At 51.7% G+C, this 19,579-nt stretch carries 17 protein-coding genes; 10 read left to right on the top strand and 7 right to left on the bottom strand.

The window, feature by feature from the left end; genetic code table 11:
• Positions 1–143 precede the first annotated feature (143 nt).
• Positions 144–356, top strand: coding sequence for a DUF7455 domain-containing protein (locus WAO31_RS03165; RefSeq protein ID WP_509590169.1), 213 nt, complete (start codon positions 144–146; stop codon positions 354–356).
• On the opposite strand, the gene WAO31_RS03160 is transcribed toward WAO31_RS03165, so the two are convergent.
• From WAO31_RS03160 to WAO31_RS03150, 3 genes are read right to left on the bottom strand one after another with little or no spacing between them, the layout of a single operon-like run.
• A complete protein-coding gene (locus WAO31_RS03160) occupies positions 345–1,088 on the bottom strand; it encodes a hypothetical protein (RefSeq protein ID WP_509590167.1) in 744 nt (247 codons plus the stop codon). The genes WAO31_RS03165 and WAO31_RS03160 overlap by 12 nt on opposite strands.
• Entirely contained in the window at positions 1,085–2,350 is a 1,266-nt protein-coding gene (locus tag WAO31_RS03155) for a MurT ligase domain-containing protein (RefSeq protein ID WP_509590165.1), read from the bottom strand. The genes WAO31_RS03160 and WAO31_RS03155 overlap by 4 nt, the downstream gene beginning before the upstream one ends.
• A gap of 6 nt (positions 2,351–2,356) precedes the next feature.
• Positions 2,357–3,856 carry an RNA polymerase sigma factor gene (locus WAO31_RS03150; RefSeq protein WP_509590163.1) on the bottom strand — a complete coding sequence of 500 codons (1,500 nt, stop codon included), beginning with the start codon at positions 3,854–3,856 and terminating at the stop codon, positions 2,357–2,359.
• 151 nt (positions 3,857–4,007) lie between these two features.
• Here WAO31_RS03150 and WAO31_RS03145 point away from each other — a divergent pair, with 151 nt between their 5' ends.
• Positions 4,008–4,847, top strand: coding sequence for an SDR family NAD(P)-dependent oxidoreductase (locus WAO31_RS03145; RefSeq protein ID WP_509590160.1), 840 nt, complete (start codon positions 4,008–4,010; stop codon positions 4,845–4,847).
• Here WAO31_RS03145 and WAO31_RS03140 read toward each other — a convergent pair.
• Complete coding sequence (locus WAO31_RS03140) at positions 4,836–5,756, bottom strand: proteasome assembly chaperone family protein (RefSeq protein ID WP_509590158.1); 921 nt, start codon at positions 5,754–5,756, stop codon at positions 4,836–4,838. The genes WAO31_RS03145 and WAO31_RS03140 overlap by 12 nt on opposite strands.
• 40 nt (positions 5,757–5,796) lie before the next feature.
• Between WAO31_RS03140 and WAO31_RS03135 the strand changes: the two genes are divergently transcribed.
• Genes WAO31_RS03135 through WAO31_RS03125 form a run of 3 tightly spaced genes read left to right on the top strand, consistent with a single transcriptional unit; the run spans position 5,797 to position 9,987 of the window.
• Positions 5,797–7,260 carry a leucyl aminopeptidase gene (locus WAO31_RS03135; protein WP_509590156.1) on the top strand — a complete coding sequence of 488 codons (1,464 nt, stop codon included), beginning with the start codon at positions 5,797–5,799 and terminating at the stop codon, positions 7,258–7,260.
• A gap of 55 nt (positions 7,261–7,315) precedes the next feature.
• Positions 7,316–8,692 carry a dihydrolipoyl dehydrogenase gene (gene lpdA / locus WAO31_RS03130; protein ID WP_509590154.1) on the top strand — a complete coding sequence of 459 codons (1,377 nt, stop codon included), beginning with the start codon at positions 7,316–7,318 and terminating at the stop codon, positions 8,690–8,692.
• A 32-nt stretch (positions 8,693–8,724) separates the two neighbouring features.
• Complete coding sequence (locus WAO31_RS03125; protein WP_509590152.1) at positions 8,725–9,987, top strand: 2-oxo acid dehydrogenase subunit E2; 1,263 nt, start codon at positions 8,725–8,727, stop codon at positions 9,985–9,987.
• Here WAO31_RS03125 and WAO31_RS03120 read toward each other — a convergent pair.
• A complete protein-coding gene (locus WAO31_RS03120) occupies positions 9,976–10,725 on the bottom strand; it encodes a hypothetical protein (protein WP_509590149.1) in 750 nt (249 codons plus the stop codon). The genes WAO31_RS03125 and WAO31_RS03120 overlap by 12 nt on opposite strands.
• A 60-nt stretch (positions 10,726–10,785) precedes the next feature.
• Between WAO31_RS03120 and lipB the strand changes: the two genes are divergently transcribed.
• The 4 genes from lipB (at position 10,786) to glnA (WAO31_RS03100) (ending at position 14,680) form a co-directional block, all read left to right on the top strand.
• Positions 10,786–11,421: a lipoyl(octanoyl) transferase LipB gene (gene lipB, locus WAO31_RS03115; protein ID WP_509590147.1), complete on the top strand. Its 636-nt coding sequence runs from the start codon at positions 10,786–10,788 to the stop codon at positions 11,419–11,421.
• Positions 11,418–12,425, top strand: coding sequence for a lipoyl synthase (gene lipA / locus WAO31_RS03110; RefSeq protein ID WP_509590145.1), 1,008 nt, complete (start codon positions 11,418–11,420; stop codon positions 12,423–12,425). The genes lipB and lipA overlap by 4 nt, the downstream gene beginning before the upstream one ends.
• Before the next feature lie 19 nt (positions 12,426–12,444).
• Entirely contained in the window at positions 12,445–13,146 is a 702-nt protein-coding gene (locus tag WAO31_RS03105) for a DUF4191 domain-containing protein (RefSeq protein WP_509590142.1), read from the top strand.
• 109 nt (positions 13,147–13,255) lie between these two features.
• Positions 13,256–14,680: a type I glutamate--ammonia ligase gene (gene glnA, locus WAO31_RS03100; RefSeq protein ID WP_509590140.1), complete on the top strand. Its 1,425-nt coding sequence runs from the start codon at positions 13,256–13,258 to the stop codon at positions 14,678–14,680.
• Here glnA (WAO31_RS03100) and WAO31_RS03095 read toward each other — a convergent pair.
• Both WAO31_RS03095 and glnA (WAO31_RS03090) read right to left on the bottom strand, forming a co-directional pair.
• Positions 14,677–17,625 (bottom strand): bifunctional [glutamine synthetase] adenylyltransferase/[glutamine synthetase]-adenylyl-L-tyrosine phosphorylase, encoded by a 2,949-nt coding sequence (locus WAO31_RS03095; protein WP_509590137.1) that lies wholly within the window; start codon positions 17,623–17,625, stop codon positions 14,677–14,679. The genes glnA (WAO31_RS03100) and WAO31_RS03095 overlap by 4 nt on opposite strands.
• A 6-nt stretch (positions 17,626–17,631) precedes the next feature.
• The gene (gene glnA, locus WAO31_RS03090) at positions 17,632–18,969 is read right to left on the bottom strand and encodes a type I glutamate--ammonia ligase (protein ID WP_509590135.1); all 1,338 of its coding nucleotides are present in this window, start codon (positions 18,967–18,969) and stop codon (positions 17,632–17,634) included.
• A 38-nt stretch (positions 18,970–19,007) separates the two neighbouring features.
• Between glnA (WAO31_RS03090) and WAO31_RS03085 the strand changes: the two genes are divergently transcribed.
• The coding region (locus WAO31_RS03085; protein ID WP_509590132.1) for a nitrilase-related carbon-nitrogen hydrolase at positions 19,008–19,579 on the top strand (572 nt) is incomplete at its 3' end.

Here is a 19,579-nt window from a genome sequence, read left to right as displayed (position 1 = left end):
GAAAGCGTAAGCTCAGCGGGCCCCCACCTGATACTCCAACACTCAGGGGTTAGGAAAATACTTCGCTTTTAGCGAAAACAGGCTCTAAATGGACTAAATAGTCAGTTCAGTGTGTTGAGATTAGCTAAGAAGGGATACAAAACATGCAACCAATAGAAGCAACTGACCCGAACCCAGGCGCCACCCTATCCGCGTTAGATCGATGTGATGTCTGCGGTGCTCAGGCCTACATCAGGGTTTCGCTTGCTAGCGGAGAGTTGTTGTTTTGTGCCCACCACGGCAAAGCCAATAAAGAAAAACTTGAGCCCATTGCCAAGGATTGGCTCGACGAGACCGACAAGCTGCTAGCGCGCTAGTCGTTGCTTGAGTTCCTCTCGGGCTTTGTAAGCAAAGTCATCGGCTTGTTTGGCAAATTCAGAATTCTGCTGGTAGCTAACACCTGACCTTTTGGTGACAATTCTTAAGAAGCGATCCGCCAGATGCGGGTTCAATGGAAGAAGAGGACCGTTCAGGCGAGCCGCTATCAGATTGTCGAAAACTAGGCCTTCTCCCGAGACTTTCTTGGAATCTGTTCGCGAACTGTTTCCAAAACCCGCCACGAGCTCAATTAGAGGGCTTACACCTTCCAAGAGCTCTATCTCCGAAGAGTGGTTCGCGTAACCGGTGGATAGGTTTCCAGCATCATCAAACCCGAAGCACTCCGCTGATGCCCGCTCGGTAGTTCTTTCGCTTTTGGATGGAAAAATTCCAATACCTTCAAGTACCCTGCCATCGGTCAAGGTAATGCTTTTGCCCAAGATCTCCCAACCCAAACCCAGAGCTAGAAACGGAACCCCCGCCTCGGCTAGCTTGACTAGGTTGGAAGCCGCCGGCCGAAGGGCATCGAGGGCCTCAATCGCACCGGCCAGTGTGCCTGAACCAATAAATATGGCATCCAGGTCACTCGGAACTTGGCCAGTACCATCAAAAATCTGAACTTTGGAATCAACGCCAGCCCATTTGAGTCTCTGAACGAGGCAATCTAGGTTTCCGGTTTCACCGTTTAACCCAAGCTGGAATGGAAGCAGATGTAAAAACTTCAAGCTCATTTTCCACTCTCCAGATCCAAAAATCCCATGAGTTTCCTGATTGCCATCATTTGCTCGTAGTTGGTCAGCAGGGTTCCGCGCCTACCTTTTTCCTTTAGGAAGCTCCCATACTTTGCTAGCGCCTGCCTACTGTCGGGTAGGACCTCCTCAACATGGATACCGGCGTAAGCGAGCCTCGTAGCAACATGCCAGGCCCTGGAACCGGACACCATCCGCACCTGCCCAATTCGCGTTAGGTCGATGTCGAAAAGCCAAGAGGGGTCGGGGGTTCCCTCGTCCATCGCGATCCAAATCTCAGTCTCCGGATCCTCCATCGAAACCAGCGTTGCTCTCATGCTGGATGGGTTTTTCATCATGAGGATTTGAATCTCTTCGCCCTGGTAGCTGACAATTTCTCCCCTACCGTAGACGGTCTCTTGGGTTGAGATTGCTTCACTAGCCTTATCAACCTCGAAGGATTCTCCGAGAATTTTCTCGGCAACCGCAAAAGCCAAAGCCGTATCTATTGCGAAGTGCAGACCCTTCCCAGGAAGTCGGACGGTGACGGTTTTGCCAAGCAGCTCCAAAGTTGCAAGCCCGTCAACCTCGTCAAGAACCTTCACGGAAACCGGCAGGGAATTCTTAACGTTTGCTTTTCCAAACCTAGGAGCGGCCAGGGCTCCTGCTGGCCACTTCGATAGTGCTTTTTCAGAAACTGAAACCTGAGAGGCATTCTGGCCCTGAAGCTCTAGGCCGATGTCAACTAGATTTGCATCAGATCCGTTTATTACTACTCCGCCTGTGGCAGAAGTTGCAGCGGAACGAAGCATCTGATAGACCCGATCTGGTTCAAAGAATCTGTTAAGTTGATCGATTTGAATGTTCGTCAAAACCACATAGCTAGGGGTAATAAATGGAGCCAGCACTTCTCCGTAGGCTTCGTCAACTTCCAGCACAGCAACAGCTGCGTCGAGCTTTCCGGTCAGTGATGCCTGAGAAATTACCGCTGAACCAATCCCCTGGGGCATGTTGCCTCCAGATGGATTACTGAAAACCTTCATTCCCTGCGAGGATAGCGTTCCAGCAATCAACGCCGTGGTGGTGGACTTACCGTTTGACCCGGAGACAAAAATAACCCCGTGCTTCAGCGAGCCCAGGGTTTTTTGTAGCAGCTTAGGTTCTATGATCATTGCGATTCGGCCGGGAATTGCCGACCCTCCGCCTCGCAGCTTGGCAATAATGCGAATAGCTTTGCCGACTAGAACTGCAAGAAAAAGCCTCACGGTCAGCTACTGATCTAGGTAGTCACGCAGCATTTGAGACCTGGAAGGGTGCCTAAGCTTCGACATGGTCTTTGACTCTATCTGCCTAATCCGCTCTCTGGTGACGCCAAATTCTTCCCCGATCTGATCCAGGGTCTTTTGAACGCCATCGCCTAGCCCAAAGCGGGATTTGATTACGCCGGCTTCTCTAGGGTGAAGTGACTGCAGGATTCTCTCCAGCTCTCGCTGAAGCATTGTGAAGCCAACCGCATCCGCGGGAACTACAGCCTCGGTGTCTTCAATAAGATCACCAAACTCACTGTCGCCATCTTCTCCAAGTGGTGTGGAGAGCGAAATTGGCTCTCGCCCGTATTTCTGAACTTCGACTACCTTCTCGGGAGTCATGTCCAATTCACGTGCGAGCTCTTCCGGTGTCGGTTCACGACCTAGGTCCTGCAACAACTGACGTTGAACGCGTGCGAGTTTGTTAATGACCTCAACCATGTGAACTGGGATACGAATTGTTCTTGCCTGGTCAGCCATGGCACGAGTGATGGCCTGCCTAATCCACCAGGTGGCATAAGTAGAAAACTTATAACCCTTTGTGTAGTCAAACTTCTCAACCGCACGAATCAAACCTAGGTTTCCTTCCTGAATTAGATCCAGGAATTGCATTCCGCGGCCGGTGTAACGCTTTGCGAGAGAAACCACGAGGCGCAAGTTAGCTTCCAAAAGGTGGCTCTTTGCTTTTTGACCATCCTTTACAACCCATCTCAGGTCGCGCTCGGTGTCCTTGGCTAGCTTTCTTTTACCAGCTAGCTTTTCTTCTGCAAACAATCCTGCTTCAATTCTTTTGGCTAGCTCAACTTCTAGCTCAGCATTTAGCAGCGCAACTTTTCCAATTTGCTTGAGGTAATCCTTGACCGGATCTGCCGTAGCACCGGTAATGGTTGCGGTCTGAGCAGGAATGTCATCTTCTTCGGTATTCGACAAAACAAAACCACCGGCTGGAACTATGGCTTCTTCAACCTCTTCCGCTGGCGTTCCAATTTCCACGGCCGTGATGTCTACCGCTTCTGCAACGTCGGCAACGATTGCCTCGACTGACTCTAGATCGTCATCTTCTAATGCATCCTTGTCGTCAATTGCACCTTTAGCTCCACTCTTTGGCGCCTTACCCTTGGGTTCTTTTTTTGAAACTTTAGAAACCGGACCAGTCGATCCTTTTTTGGACTTGCTGTTCTTGGCTGTCGCACTCGCCTTGCTAGCTTTTGCAGCGGGCTTTGCCTTGGTTGTTTTGGTCGACGGCTTTACTGTTTTGGCGCCAGCTTTAGATTTTGGAGCAGCCTTAGCCGCCGGCTTAGGAGTTTTCGAGGCTTTTGCTGCCGAGGTTTTGTTTACTGCAGACTTTGCTTGGGTTTTTGAGGGCTTTGGCGCGCTCTTTGAGCCCGCGTCGCGGGAAGCTTTTTTTGTAGCTGCGGGGGCTTTTGCCACTTTGTCCTCTCGCCGGAAGGCTTTTCCGGGCATTACTAAGACCCATGTCAAGTCGGAAAAAATCCGCCTGACTGGGTCTTGTCTTATTATGACACGGTTTCAACCCAGGCTCTGACCGGATAGATAGCGTGCCATATGGCAAACAATGCCTAACCCCTTTGTATTCCTGACCTAGCCTTAGTCCATGCCACTTGCGCTGATCACGGGGGCCAACGCCGGCCTAGGTTTCGAATCCGCCCGCGGACTTCTAGCACGGGGTTTCGAAGTCGTGCTGACCAGTCGCGATCGGGCAAGGGCCGAAAAAGCCCTCGGGCGACTGCGGGACGAATACCCCAAAGGGCAGATCTCAGCTCTATCGCTCGATCTGTCAATTTCATCGAGTGTTGACGCCCTCGCGTCGGCCTTTTCGGCAAGATTTCCAAGTTGGGATGTGCTGATCAATAACGCGGGTGCCAAAGTACTTCTTGAGTATTCCGAAACAGATTCGGGCATTGAGTATCACTACGGCGTGAACGCGGTGGGCCATTTTGCAATAACTGCAGATCTATTGAAATTCCGTGCGCCGATTTCAAGAGTTGTTACGGTGACATCAATTGTTGCTAGATGGGCCAATCCAACACTCGGTCCCATCGGTTCTAAGGCAAACTATTCCCGCGGTGAGAGCTACGGGGCGAGTAAGTTGTCAAATTTGCTTTTTGCCCTAGAGCTTGAAAGACGCTTTGGTTCGAGCGCCTTTAGCTCAGTGGCGGCGCATCCAGGATTTGCGAGGGCTGAACCATATGGTCCGCCAAGCACAAGATTCTTCGAACTTTTACTTGCCCAGACAGCTGCACGTGGAGCGCTTCCAATCATTGAAGCTGCGGCCGATAGCAATGTTGTCGGGGGCAGCTATCGAGCACCAAGAGTTTTCGAACTTTGGGGTGAGCCAGGTGACGGAGCGCTTGCCAAAAACTGCACCCTAGAGAACCAAGCAGAGAATTGGCAAATTCTCGAGGAACTATCCGGAAGAAAGTTAACTCTTTGAATCGTCTGGTTTGTTTCTCTGCCTGGACGCGAGATAGCTCTCGAGTTCGGCGGCTATTTCTTCAGCGTTTGGAAGTTTCACAACCGGTTTTCTAATCGGTGCTCTGGAGGGGCCAGAGACTTCGTTTTGATAACCCTGTTCAAGAGTTGTAATCATTTTTTGAAGCTCGACGTTGTCGCTTATCTGCTCAGTGAGCTTGGAGAGAAATTCTCTGCCGTCCTCGCGCAAATCATCCGAGGGAAAGACCAAACCGGTTGAGGAGGAAACCAACTCAAAGGCGGCAACCGCGGCCTGTGGAAAATCATTGTCAGCTAAGTAGTGAGGGCAAAGCAAAACGTATCCAACAATCGGCAAGCCGGTCCTTGCAACCTTGTACTCCAAGAGGTGAAGAACGTTCCCTGGAACCTGAGTCTGTGGCTTCCACTCGGAAAGCTCATTAACAATGTCTTTGCGATTTCCCGAAACGGTGACACCGATTTCACGGGTGTGCGGAATTGGAAATGGAATAGCGTGCAGCCAGGTGATGTCTTTCACTCCCAATCGCTTGATCAGGCGAATGATTGCGTCGGTGAAAGCCTCCCAACGAAAATCTGGCTCGTAGCCGTGAAGAAATAGAAACGGTTGGTTGGCTTCATCGTGAACCAAATAGAGCCCAAGATTTGCCGGCTCGTAGTCTTCAATGTGATCCTTCTCGAAATACATCACCGGTCTTCTCGAGCGGTAGTCGAGCAACTCATCATTGTTGAAAGTCAAGATCTGAGTGGTGGATAGGTTTGCAAAAATGTTCTCCGAGAACTGGCTCAGCACTCCCCCGGCATCGGTAAAACCGGTGAGCCCTGCAATCAGGTGAAGACCCGGGGGCACCTCAACCTGGTCTAACTCAAACTCGTATAACGGTTCTCTGGACATAACACTAAGTCTAAGCACTAGCTGGAATAGCATTGGGGCTATGACGAAGCTGAAAATCACCCTGACTCAAACCGCTCCCGCTCTCTCTCGCTCCACTGCGACGGTGGTTGGAGTGGAGGGTCCCGCAAAGTCGCCGAAGCTTTCCCAAAACAAACTGGAAGCGCAGCTTGCGGCAAGCCTCAACCTGGCTTCTCTGGGAGTTTCGAGCGATCTTGGTTCAATCAAGAAACTGGCAGGCCCCAGTGCTTCGGTAATCGCAACGGTGGGGTTGGGGACAGCAAAAGATATTGACGCAATAAGAGATGCCATGGGTTCAGCTTCTAGGGAACTTGGTGGTTTGGAACACGTGGTTTTGGATATTCCCCTAACAACCAAGGAGCAGCTGCTTGCTGCTATCGAGGGTTTCCAGCTTGGAAACTACGAGTATTTGCCTTATAAATCAAAAACCGACAAGCGCTCAGTCAGCAAGCTGACAATCATTACTGCACTGAAGCTAGGTACTAAAGAACTGGCCGAATTAGAGATATTAACTTCAGCGGTGCACCGAACCAGGGATATGGTGAACGCTCCAGCCAACGATCTATACCCCCAGGTTATGGTCGACTCCGCCAAGAAGCTTTCCAAGGGTCTTGGCATAAAGATAAAGGTGTGGGAAGAAAAAGACTTAATCGCAGATGGCCTTGGGGGCATCCATGCAGTTGGCAAGGGCTCAAATAGGCCACCTCGCCTTGTGAAGCTCGAATATAAACCAGCACGAGCTAAAACTTCGCTGGCGTTGGTCGGCAAGGGAATTACTTTTGATACTGGAGGGCTATCTCTGAAGCCAGCCGAATCGATGGTTGGCATGAAATACGACATGACCGGGGCCGCCTCTGTTTTGCAAGCACTGATTGCCATTGCCTCTCTAAAGCTTCCGATTAGGGCAACTGCATGGCTTTGCTTGGCAGAGAACATGCCTTCCGGAGGCGCAACTAGACCAAATGACGTCATCAGAATCAGAAACGGTAAAACGGTTGAGGTCCTAAACACCGATGCGGAGGGCAGATTGGTGTTGGCCGATGGTCTGTCCATGGCCTCAGAGGAAAATCCTGACTACATAGTTGATGTCGCAACACTTACCGGGGCAGCCACTATTGCCTTAGGTAATCGATACGCGGGGCTCATGGGTGACGAAAAGGCAATAAAGAAGGTGCAAAATGCTGCCGCCACGGCAGGTGAACTGGTTTGGCACATGCCTCTCCCCGAAGAGCTGAGGCCACTTCTCAACTCCGACATCGCAGATATTGCGAATGTAAAAATTGGCAACCGCGCTGGAGGCATGCTAATTGGCGGGCTTTTCCTGCGTGAATTTGTCGGAAGCGACAAGGGTAAACAGCCCGCTTGGGCACATCTCGACATTGCAGGTCCCGCCAATAATGACGCTTCGGCCTACGGCCATACCCCGAAGGGTGCTACCGGTGTCACGGTTCGAACGCTGGTTCAGCTAGCCAGAGACCTCTCCTGAGAAGGGTAGTAAACTCTTACCGACCTTCAAAACCCCGCTCTAAGGAGAAAAATTCGTGGCCGATCACTCATTTGACGTTGTAATTCTCGGCGGCGGAAGTGGTGGCTACGCAGCCGCACTGCGCTCGGCTCAGCTTGGAAAAACGGTTGCGCTAGTCGAGAAGGACAAGCTTGGGGGCACCTGCCTTCACCGCGGATGTATTCCAACCAAGGCATTGCTTCACTCAGCTGAGATCGCCGACAACACCCGCGAGGCAGAACACTTTGGCGTAAACGCCAGCTTCCACTCAATTGACATGCCAAAGGTGAATAGCTACCGCGACGGCATAATCGACAAGCTTTTCAAGGGACTAACTGGGCTTGTTAATTCCAAGAACATCACCGTCGTTTCCGGAGAGGGTCACCTCACCGGTCCAAAAACCGTGACGGTAAACGGCGATAACTACACCGGAACCAACGTGGTGTTGGCGACACGTTCCTACTCGAAGTCCCTGCCGGGGCTGGACATCGGTGGCCGGGTCATCACCTCCGACCACGCCCTAAAGCTCAACTTTGTTCCAAAAAGCGTTATTGTTCTGGGCGGCGGAGTAATTGGTGTTGAGTTTGCCTCCATCTGGCGCTCCTTCGGTTCAGAGGTCACGATTATCGAAGGCCTACCCCACCTTGTTCCAAACGAGGACGAGGTTATTTCTAAAGCTCTTGAACGCGCGTACCGCAAACGTGGCATCGACTTCAAACTTGGTGTTCGTTTCAGCGGGGTTGAGCAGACCGAAACCTCGGTGACTGCGGTTCTGGAAGACGGCACCCGAGTTGAGGCCGAGCTGATGCTTGTTGCGGTTGGCCGCGGGCCAAACACGGCAGGTTTCGGCTACGAGGAACAGGGCCTGACCATGGATCGTGGTTGGGTTCCAACAAATGAGCGACTACAGACCAATCTCCCTGGAGTCTACGCAGCAGGTGACATTGTTCCCGGCGTTCAACTAGCGCATCGCGGATTTCAGCAGGGCATTTTTATCGCTGAAGACATCGCTGGCCTAAACCCTGCAGCAATCGATGAAGACGGTATTCCAAAGGTCACCTACTGTGAACCAGAAATTGCATCGGTTGGACTTTCCGAAGCCAAGGCTAAAGAAAAGTTTGGAGCCGAGAATGTAGCGACTTACGAGTACAACCTCGGAGGAAACGGAAAGTCTCAGATTCTTGGAACGGCAGGATTCATCAAGCTAGTTCGAAGAGTTGATGGCCCAGTTCTCGGTGTTCACATGATCGGTTCTCGGGTTGGAGAGCAAATCGGAGAAGCGCAGCTAATTGTTAACTGGGAAGCATATCCGGAAGATGTCGCAAGCTTGGTTCACGCCCACCCAACCATGAACGAAGCCATGGGAGAGGCCCACCTGGCTCTTGCTGGCAAGCCTCTTCACGCCCACGCCTAGACTTTAGAAATAACAACAAGGAGTTTTAAATAATGAGCGAATCTGTAGTGCTACCAGCCCTCGGTGAATCCGTCACCGAAGGAACGGTCACCCGCTGGCTAAAAAAAGTTGGCGACAGCGTCCAAGTTGACGAGCCCCTAGTAGAAGTGTCAACCGACAAGGTCGATACCGAAATACCTTCGCCGGTTGCCGGAGTAATCGAGCAGATTCTCGTTCAAGAAGATGAGACTGTCCAGGTTGGCGCCGTCTTGGTGATCATCGGGTCCGGTTCAGATTCGCCAGCTGCGCCAGTTCAAGCCGCCGAAGTTCCTGTTGCTGCACCGGTTGCTCCCCCTGCTCCGGTAGCGGCACCAGTAGTTCCTCCGGTTGTTACAGCACCGGTTGTTTCCTCAACTGATGCAGGATATGTGACACCCCTTGTCAGAAAATTTGCCCAGGACACAGGCGTTGACCTAACGCGCGTCGTCGGAACTGGAGTCGGCGGAAGAATCCGCAAGGAAGACGTTATGGCAGCGGCTTCTGGTTCTGCTTCTGCTTCAGTACCTGCAGCGGCCTACGTTCCAGCTCCAGTTAGTGCTCAACGCGGAACCAGTGAACCTATGTCGAGGCTTCGCAAGGTTCTTGCCGAGCGCGCGGTAGCTTCGATGGTTTCCTCTGCACAGCTGACAACGGTTGTTGAAGTTGACGTCACAAGAATTGCTGAGATGCGTAAGGTCGTTCAAGCCAAGTTCATAGCAGCCACCGGTACCAAGTTGAACTTCATGCCGTTTTTCTTCTTGGCTAGCGCCGAAGCGCTCCGCGCTCACCCGAAGCTAAACGCTTCAATTGAGGGCGAGAACATCAACTACCACCCGAGCGAGAACGTAAGCTTTGCAGTCGACACCGACCGGGGACTGCTTACCCCTGTTATTCGTGATGCTGCCAGCTTGAATCTTGCTCAAATTGCTCAGCAGATTGCAGATCTAGCTTCAAGAACTAGAGAGAACAAGTTGAAGCCAGACGAGATGATGGGTGGGACTTTCACCCTCACCAACACCGGAAGTCGAGGAGCGCTGTTTGACACACCGGTTGTTTTCCTTCCTCAGGTGGCAATTCTTGGAACCGGTATCGTCCAAAAGCGTCCGGTGGTGATCACCGGAGCCGATGGACAAGAATCAATTGCAATTCGCTCGATGGTTTACTTGGCTCTGAGCTACGACCACCGCCTAATTGACGGAGCGGATGCTTCTCGATACTTGGTTGACGTGAAGGCTCGTCTCGAGGATGCAAACTTTGAGGCCAACCTAGGGATCTAATCTCTCTCCCAGCTCGATTAGGTCACCACCTTTCTGGCTGTCCGTTCGAAACTGATAGCTCTGAGTCCTTCCGTCTTGACACTCGACTCGTGCGTTTATCAATTGCGTTGAGCCAAGCGATTGCGCTATTTGAATAGTTGCTAAACCTAAATCCGATTGGATTACCAATTCACTACCGTGGGCCATTGAATTAGGTATCTGTCTACTGAACCAGTCTCGAAATTCAGACTCCGCGAAATCGAGTGCGCAGCTTATGGAAATGGAGGGTTCCACACTTTCTGCTTCTAGCTCGGGGCTAGAAATTTGAAATGACCAAAACATCAAAATGGCTCCAAGAAACAATGACGGGGCAATAAGAGTTCGAACATCAAATTTCTTTTTGATTTCGCTGCTTAAGAACCCGACATTTTGTATAAAGACCTCCTCTCGAATACTTGCCCGCGAGTGCTGATGAACTTGGCCGAGGAACAGTCTTAACTCCCGGCTGTCTGTTGATAGAAAGTAGGTCTTTCCAAGATTAAGCAAGCTGTGCTTGATTCCCTGCTGCTCGAGTAAAAATCCAACACTGGCCCAGTTCGGACCGAGAAGACCCCCGCAAAAGATCAGTAGCTTAGAGCCTTGCGAATCGATAGCCTCGTGAACTTCGAGCCCCCGAATCTTTAGCGAGCTCAAAACTTCGATTCCACGAGTTGCCAGGGTTCGAAGGTGGGCTTGCCGCATGAGCTTTACGGTATTCAAGGAAACGTGCCGACTGGGACCAGAATTTTGATTCTCTGGATAACTCTTAGACTTGGGGGCGTGCCAGAATTTCTCACCGCAGGCTTGAGCCCCGAATTTGTCCCATATTTAGATGGACTGGCCCTTCAGCGCCTTACCCACAAAGAAGTGGTTGCTGGCAAGAGACCGGACACAGTTATTTTGCTCGAACACGAGAGCACATATACCGCTGGTAAGAGAACCGAGGACTCCGAGAGGCCGACCGATGGCACGAGCGTTATAGATGTCGACCGCGGTGGCAAGATCACCTGGCACGGTCCGGGTCAACTTGTTGGCTACCCCATCATGAGACTTCCCGACCCAATTGACGTGGTTGGCTATGTTCGGTTTTTGGAACAGGTGCTAATTGACGTCTGCGCGGATTTTGGACTTGTCACCGAAAGGGTTGAGGGTCGATCGGGAGTCTGGGCACCAACAGGTGGCACCCACGTCAAAATAGCTGCGATTGGTATTCGAGTTGCCGAACACACTACGATGCACGGCTTCGCACTGAATTGCTCGAACTCCTTGGAGCCCTATGAAACCATCGTGGCCTGCGGCATTAAGGATGCTGGCACCAGCACAATTTCCACCCTCACTGGCCAATTGGTGACTCCGGCAATGGCAGCCGAGCGCGTAAAGCTTCGGCTTCGAGACATTGCTAAAGTTGAAGCATGACCCAGACCGATCCTGGACAAAAGCCGGCCAAAAAGATGCTCCGCATCGAGGCAAGAAACTCCGCTATTCCTATCGAACGCAAGCCAGAGTGGATCAAGACAGTTGCCAAGATGGGTCCTGAGTATCAGGCCATGCACAAGCTGGTGAAGTCAGAGAATTTACACACCGTCTGCCAGGAAGCGGGATGCCCAAATATCTACGAGTGCTGGGAAGACCGAGAGGCAACTTTTTTGATCGGTGGTTCCCAGTGCACCAGAAGGTGCGATTTCTGCCAGATTGATACCGGTAAGCCCGTAGCCTTCGATCCCGATGAGCCGCGTCGAGTTGCGGTATCGGTTAGACAAATGGAGCTTCGCTACGCAACCGTGACGGGGGTCGCAAGGGATGATCTGCCCGACGAGGGAGCCTGGCTTTATGCCGAGACCATTAAGCAAATTCACAAAAAATCCCCCGGCACCGGAGTCGAGATTCTGGTTCCAGATTTCTCCGGCAATCCTGAACTCCTAAAGAAGGTATTTGACGCAAAGCCCGAGGTCTTTGCTCACAACGTCGAAACAGTTCCGCGAATTTTCAAGGAAATTAGACCGGCATTTAGCTACGAGCGCTCTTTGGATGTATTAACCCAGGCTCGCAACGTCGGAATGGTGACCAAATCCAATCTGATTTTAGGTATGGGCGAAACACGAGAAGAAATTTCCCAGGCCATGATTGATTTGTTCAATGCTGGAACCGACATTTTGACCATTACGCAGTATTTGAGGCCCACGCCTAAGCATCACCCGGTAAATCGTTGGGTAAAACCCCAGGAATTTGTCGAACTTCGTGAAGAGGCCGAGGCTCTTGGCTATCTAGGGGTATTGAGTGGGCCGCTGGTTCGATCCTCATACCGCGCCGGACGACTCTGGGCAGTATCTATGAACAAAAAGGGTCTCCCCGTTCCAGAGAATCTTCAACACCTAGCCGACGCGGCAGCCAAGGATGGCTTCGCTCAAGCTGTCGCTTAGAAAATCAGTAAAGGAAATCATGGCAGAGAAAAAACCTAAGGTTCCAAAGGAGCCAGGGAAAATAAAGCAGCTCTGGCGGGTATACAAACTAACCGCAAAGGCAGATAAGAACTTTGTTCTGGCTGGTGTGCTTGCCTTTATTGCCCCTCTTGCCATCGGCACTGTAGCGATACTTCTCTTTTTCCAAGACTCTCTCCTAACTACATTTTTGTGGTCGGTCACAACAATCCTTACCTCGTTCTTGTTGGCGCTGACTGTACTATCACGCAGAGCCGAAAGAGCCGCCTTTATGAGAATTGCCGGACAGCCTGGGGCTGTCGCCGCAGTAATTGGATCGACCCTCAAGCGTGGCTACTCAAGCAGCGAGATGCCGGTTGCCGTTGACCCAAAGTCAAAAGACGCGGTCTATAGAACCGTTGGTAAAGCTGGGGTAGTTTTGATCGCCGAGGGGGGCTCATCAAGAGTTAAGCAACTTATTGAGGATGAAAAACGTAAGGTCTTAAGAGCGATTCCCGGAGTCACCATCCCGGTGATTTGGGTCAATCAGGACCCAGCCTCGACCCAGCTGCACTCCTTGACGAAGACTATTTATAGGCTCAAAAAGACACTTACTAGGGCCGAAATATCAATTGTGAATAAGCGCCTGGGCGGCCTTGGCCTGAACATCCCTATTCCAAAGGGAATTGACCCGAACCGGGTTCGTCCGGGCCGCAGGATGTAAGTTTTACATTCCCGAAACATTTCGCGAACTTTCTGAAACATCCAACTAGATAAACTTTTGCCTAATCGGAGCTTTTTACCCGCCAAACCAACCGAAGGGAACAAAAACCATGTTCAAGACTGCCTCAGAAGTCGTGAAGTTCATCAAAGAGAACGACGTCAAATTTCTAGACGTTCGATTCACCGACCTGCCAGGAGTTCAGCAGCACTTCAACCTCCCTGCGGCAATGATTGATGAGCAGTTCTTTATTGACGGGCAGCTTTTTGATGGTTCATCAATTCGCGGTTTCGCCTCGATTCACGAGTCAGACATGCAACTAATCCCTGACGTCACAACCGCATACCTCGACCCGTTCCGCGTCGAAAAGACCCTAATTATGATTTTTGACATCTACAACCCGAGAAACGGTGAGATCTACGGACGCGATCCACGTCAGGTTGCACGTAAAGCTCAGGCATATCTGAACACCACGGGACTTGCAGATACAGCATTCTTTGCTCCAGAAGCTGAGTTTTTTATCTTCGACGATGTTAGATACGAGACTAAGCAGAACAGCTCTTACCACTTCATCGACAGCTCTGAGGCTTTTTGGAACTCAGGAAAAGAAGAAGCCGGTGGAAACCTAGCCAACAAGACCCCTTACAAGGGAGGCTACTTCCCAGTATCTCCAGTTGACCAACACGTCGACATGAGAGACCAGATTGTTTTGGAGCTCGAGGCTGCCGGTCTCTCAGTTGAAAGGAGTCACCACGAGGTTGGAACCGCTGGTCAGGGCGAAATTAACTACCGGTTCGACACTTTGCTTCACGCTGCTGACGACATCCTGAAGTTTAAGTACATCGTCAAAAATGTAGCCCACTCATTTGGTAAGACAGCAACTTTCATGCCAAAGCCACTGTTCGGTGACAATGGCTCTGGTATGCACGTACACCAGTCGCTCTGGAAGGATGGCAAGCCGTTGTTCTACGACGAGTCTGGCTATGGCGGACTCAGCGACATGGCACGCTGGTACATCGGTGGAATACTAAAGCACGCACCTAGCTTGCTCGCCTTCACAAATCCGAGCATCAACTCCTACCACCGCCTGGTTCCAGGCTTCGAGGCTCCCGTGAACCTGGTTTACTCAGCTGGAAACCGCTCGGCAGCAATCCGAATCCCAATGACAGGAACCAACCCGAAGGCAAAGCGAATTGAGTTCCGCGCTCCAGATGCTTCTTCGAACCCATACCTAGCCTTCTCAGCAATGTTGATGGCTGGCCTTGATGGAATCAAGAACCGCATCGAACCACACGAGCCAGTCGACAAGGACCTCTACGAGTTACCGCCCGAGGAAGCCAAGTTGATCCCTCAGGTGCCCGGAACTCTTGAAGAGGTGCTGAGGGCTCTAGAAGCTGATCACGACTACCTGCTTGCTGGAGACGTTTTCACCAAGGACCTGATTGAGACCTGGATTGACTACAAGCGTGAGAAGGAAATTGCTCCACTCGCAATGAGGCCTCACCCTTACGAGTTCGAGCTTTACTACGGCGTTTAGTCGAAAAAAAGCCTTTCAAACACCGTGCGTCCGCGCCGGGTGGCAGCTAGATAGTCTTCCTCAAGATTGCTAGCTCCCCCGCGCGGATAGCCAATTAAGCGAGCTATTCCCTCTAGCTGGTGCCGGTCGACGGGTAACACATCGGTTCTCTTATTCAAATACAACATTGCCGCAGAGCGAATCTTCGAGGAGATTACCCAAGCCTCAAGTAGGACTCTGGAATCGGAATTTGAGATCAGACCAACCTTCTCCATCTGGTTAAGGGCCAAAAGGGTGTGCGGGGTTTGAACCTCCGGGTGCTTGCTGGCGTGCCTCAGTTGCAAAAGCTGTACCAACCACTCAACGTCGCTAATCGAACCGCGACCGAGCTTGAGATGACGCTTTGGGTCAGCGCCTTGCGGTAGGCGCTCAACTTCTACGCGTGCCTTGATTCTGCGAATCTCGATAATTGCCGCTTGCTCGATGTTTTCTGGGTACCGGTACCGATCAATTAGCTCTAGGAAGGAATCCTTGATTCCAGGTTCACCGGAAATTAGCCTTGCCCGCAAAAGAGCTTGAGACTCCCAGGTTCCAGCCCACCTTTTGTAATAGGCGGCATAGGAATCAATTGATCGAACAATCGGACCGTTTTTCCCCTCGGGCCGAAGGTCAAGATCCAGTTCGAACTCGAGGGCCTGGTCGGCGCTTAGCCTCCTTATCTCAGATACCAACTGCTCGGCCTCAGCCTGAGCCTTGTTTACGTCCTCAGTGAGCGGTCGGTAGACAAACATGACATCCGCGTCCGACCCAAAACCAAGTTCTGCACCGCCAAACCGACCCATTGCAACTATTGCCAGCTCGTGAGTTAGTGGGCCCATACTTTCAATCATGAACTTGGTTGCGATTTCCTGAATTGCAACCAGGTAGCTTTCGGTTAAGTCCGAAAGCCCCCTGGAGGTCTGCTCTAAATCCAAAATGCCAAGAACTGAGCCCATAGCAACCCGCAGTGTCTCTTTTCTTCGAATGGCGCGAAGGCTGGTGGCAGCGAGTTCGGCTGCCTCATGTCTTGCGATTATCGCTTGGAATTGGGCAGTTAGAGACTCGAGAGAATCTGGCTGCAACTCGTCCTCACGATCAAACCAGGCGGCTGCCTCAGGGATTTTTTCAAACAAATTTGTCGCAAGGCGACTGGTCGAAAAGACTTGCGTCATTCTTTTGGCTGCGCCGGATGAGTCTCGGAGCATGCGAAGGTACCAGTGAGAATCCCCCAAATCTTCGCTGAGTCTTCGAAACGCCAAGAGCGCTGCATCCGGATCAGTGCCCTCGGCAAACCATTGAAGCAAGACTGGTAGCAGTTGCCTCTGAATGGCCGCTCTTCTTGAGAGCCCAGAGGTTAGAGCACTGATGTGACCGAGTGCGCTCTTGGTGTCCTGAAATCCAATTGCAGCCAGGCGCTCCTGCGCCTGAGCACTGGTTAGTTCGAGAGCTTCCTGGCTAAGACCTGACACGGCACTTAGCAGTGGCCGATAAAAAAGCTGCTGGTGTAAATCTCGAACCTCAAGCTTTACCCTCTCCCAGCGCTCGATTAACCCCGAGGTGGACAATTCCAGAGACACGGCTCTGGCAATTGATCTTCGGGCGCCCTCATCAACCGGCATCAAGTGAGTGCGGCGCATGGCTGAAAGCTGAATTCTGTGCTCGAGTAATCTCAAGAAGCGATAGTGAGAACTAAATCGTTCAGCGTCCTCTCGCCCGATGTATCCGGCATTAGAAAGTGCCTCCAGGGCTCCCAGCGTGTCTCTAACCCTGATGGATTCATCGGCTCGGCCATGCACCAGCTGAAGCAGCTGCACCGTAAATTCGATATCCCGTAATCCCCCGGGGCCCAACTTGATTTGAGAGTCAACCTCAGCGGTTGGAATGTTGTCCGTGACTCGCTGGCGCATTTTTTGAACCGAGTCGACGAAGTTTTCGCGCACCGTACTTTCCCACACCTTAGGCCAAATACGCTCAATGTATTGCTGTCCTAGGTCTTGATCGCCGGCTATCGGGCGCGCCTTGAGAAGAGCTTGGAATTCCCAACTCTCGGCCCAACGCTCGTAGTAGCTCTGGTGCGAATCCAAAGATCTAACCAAGGCTCCGGATTTGCCCTCGGGGCGAAGGTTCGCATCGACTTGCCAAAGAGCCGGCTCGGTGCCAACCTCATCCATGATTCGCATCATTCGCGTCAGAAGTTTTGTGGCAATTTCTAGGGCTCTCGAGCTTTCCAGTTCTCCGCTTGGCTCGGCAACAAAAATTACGTCTACATCAGATATGTAGTTGAGCTCACGGGCTCCGCACTTACCCATGCCGATGACCGCGATTCTGGTCTGTGAGATTTCTCTCTCAGGAAAAGACACTGGATTTGAAGAATCGCTTAGCTCTAACCGTGCCAGATCTAGACCCGCGTCAATAGTTGCCCCCGCTAGATCGGCAAGGCATGCCGCAACCTGTGACAGCCCGAGAGTTGCTTCCAATTGACCAAGATCAAAAGCCGCAATAAGCAGAAGCTGGCTTCGATAGGCCGCCCTTAACTCCTGGACGCCTACCGCACTTTTGGACAACGCTTTCGAGTGGTCAGCGAGCGTTGGAAGTTGGGCTTTTTTTGTTAGAAGGTCAAGTTTTTCGATGTGCCGGTCAAGAAACTCATAAAGTGCAGTGGAGGCCCCAAGTACCAGACAGAGTCTCTCCAGTGATTCGGCATTTGAGCTAAAGCTTTTGAGTTTGGTTGTGTGCTGCCTTGCAAGCTTCAGTAAAAGCTCAAGAGCCTGGTCCGGGTTTTGCGCCTTGGCAACAAATGCAAGGGCGGGCCTTACGCGATCACCTAGAAGCCCAACAAGCTCCTCCAAGTTCGATAAAGCTGGTTGGAGGTCTATAAACCCGAAACCTGCAAGCTCAGAGAGGCCTGAGGTGCGCTCAAGAGCCATGAATAACTAGAGCGTCTCGAAGTTCTGCTTGAGCTCAAATGGGGTCACCTGTGAGCGATATGCAGACCATTCTGCCTGCTTGTTGGCAAGCACATAGCTAAAGACCTGCTCGCCTAGGGTTTCTGCTGCCAGTTCTGACTCCTCAAGCTTTCTTATGGCGTGATCGAGGGACTGCGGAAGTGGCTGAATGCCCATCGCGCGACGCTCTGAATCGGTCAAGTCCCAAACGTTGTCCTCGGTTTCGGCAGGTAGCTCGTACTCATTCTCGATTCCCTTAAGACCTGCGTTCAATAGCAGCGCGTATGCAAGGTAGGGGTTTGCTGCCGAGTCGATGGCACGGTACTCAACTCTCGAAGATCCACCCTTGTCTGGCTTATAAAGCGGAACTCGAATTAATGCAGAGCGGTTATTATGACCCCAGCAAACAAAGCTAGGAGCTTCCCCGCCTCCCCAGAGTCGCTTATAAGAGTTGACATACTGGTTTGTCACCGCTGTAATTTCTGGAGCGTGACGAAGCAGTCCCGCTATGAATTGGCGTCCTACCTTTGATAGGTGATACTGGCCACCAGCATCATAGAAAGCGTTGGTGTCACCCTCGAATAGAGACATGTGAGTGTGCATGCCCGAACCCGGGTGATCAGTGAACGGCTTCGGCATAAAGGTTGCGTAGACGCCCTGCTCAATGGCAACCTCCTTGATTACTGTCCTGAAAGTCATGATGTTGTCTGCCATGGTCAGGGCATCTGCGTAGCGAAGGTCAATCTCGTTTTGACCAGGGCCCCCCTCGTGGTGACTGAACTCCACGGAGATACCCAACTGCTCCAGCATTGAAACTGCTCGGCGTCTAAAGTCGTGAGCGGTTCCACCGGGGACGTTATCGAAGTAACCCGCCTTATCAACCGGTATCGGTCCCTCTGGGCCAATTTCAGATGACTTTAAAAGGTAAAACTCGATTTCGGGGTGGATATAAAAAGAAAAACCAAGGTCGCTTGCCTTGGCAAGTGCACGCCGCAAAACGTTCCTAGGATCGGCAGCCGCAGGCTGGCCGTCAGGAGTCATAATGTCGCAGAACATCCTGGCGGTTGGATTAATCTCCCCACGCCAAGGAAGAATCTGGAATGTTGAAGGGTCAGGCTGGGCAAGCATGTCAGCTTCGAAGCTTCTAGAAAGCCCCTCGATGGCCGAGCCATCGAAACCCAAGCCTTCGGCGAAAGCGCCCTCAACTTCAGCCGGTGCAATAGCGACCGACTTCAGGGTTCCGGCCACATCAGTGAACCAAAGTCGCACAAATTTGACGCCGCGCTCCTCGATAGTCCTGAGGACAAAATCGCGCTGCTTATCCATGAAAAACCTCTTCCTTGCCTGCTACTAGGCTAATGCTTATGCCCGCAGTTCGCGTAGCCATGGCCCAGATAAACCCTACAGTGGGGGATCTTGCTGGCAACAGCACAAAAATTATTAACTTTGCCACCCGGGCAAGAGACCAGGGTGCCAACCTCGTGATTTTTCCAGAACTTGCCCTCTCTGGCTACCCAATCGAAGACCTAGCTCTCAGCCAAGACTTTCTCACCTCCTGTCACGAAGCTCTGGAAAAGCTAGCTAGCGACCTGGCTGCTTCTAGCTGCGGGGAAATGACTGTAGTTGTGGGCTACCCGGGTTTTGCCAAAGAACCGACCAGCTGGGCCATCGGACAAAACAAGGCTGCTGTTATTCGAGCCGGCAAGGTAGAGGGCGACTATGCCAAACATCACCTGCCCAACTATTCGGTGTTTGATGAATACCGAGTTTTTGTTCCAGGTAGGAAATCACTGACTTTCACTCTCGAGAGTCTAAATTTTGCGGTCGTGATCTGTGAAGATATTTGGCAATCAGGCGGTCCAGTTGCCGAGATATCAAATTCAAACGTTGATTTGACTCTCGTCCTCAACGGCTCCCCTTTTGAAACCAGCAAGAC

The organism is Rhodoluna sp. (assembly GCF_049276775.1).
Classification (GTDB): domain Bacteria; phylum Actinomycetota; class Actinomycetes; order Actinomycetales; family Microbacteriaceae; genus Rhodoluna.
The sequence above is the reverse complement of the archived record's forward strand: the minus strand, read 5'-3'. Positions and strand labels throughout refer to the sequence as shown.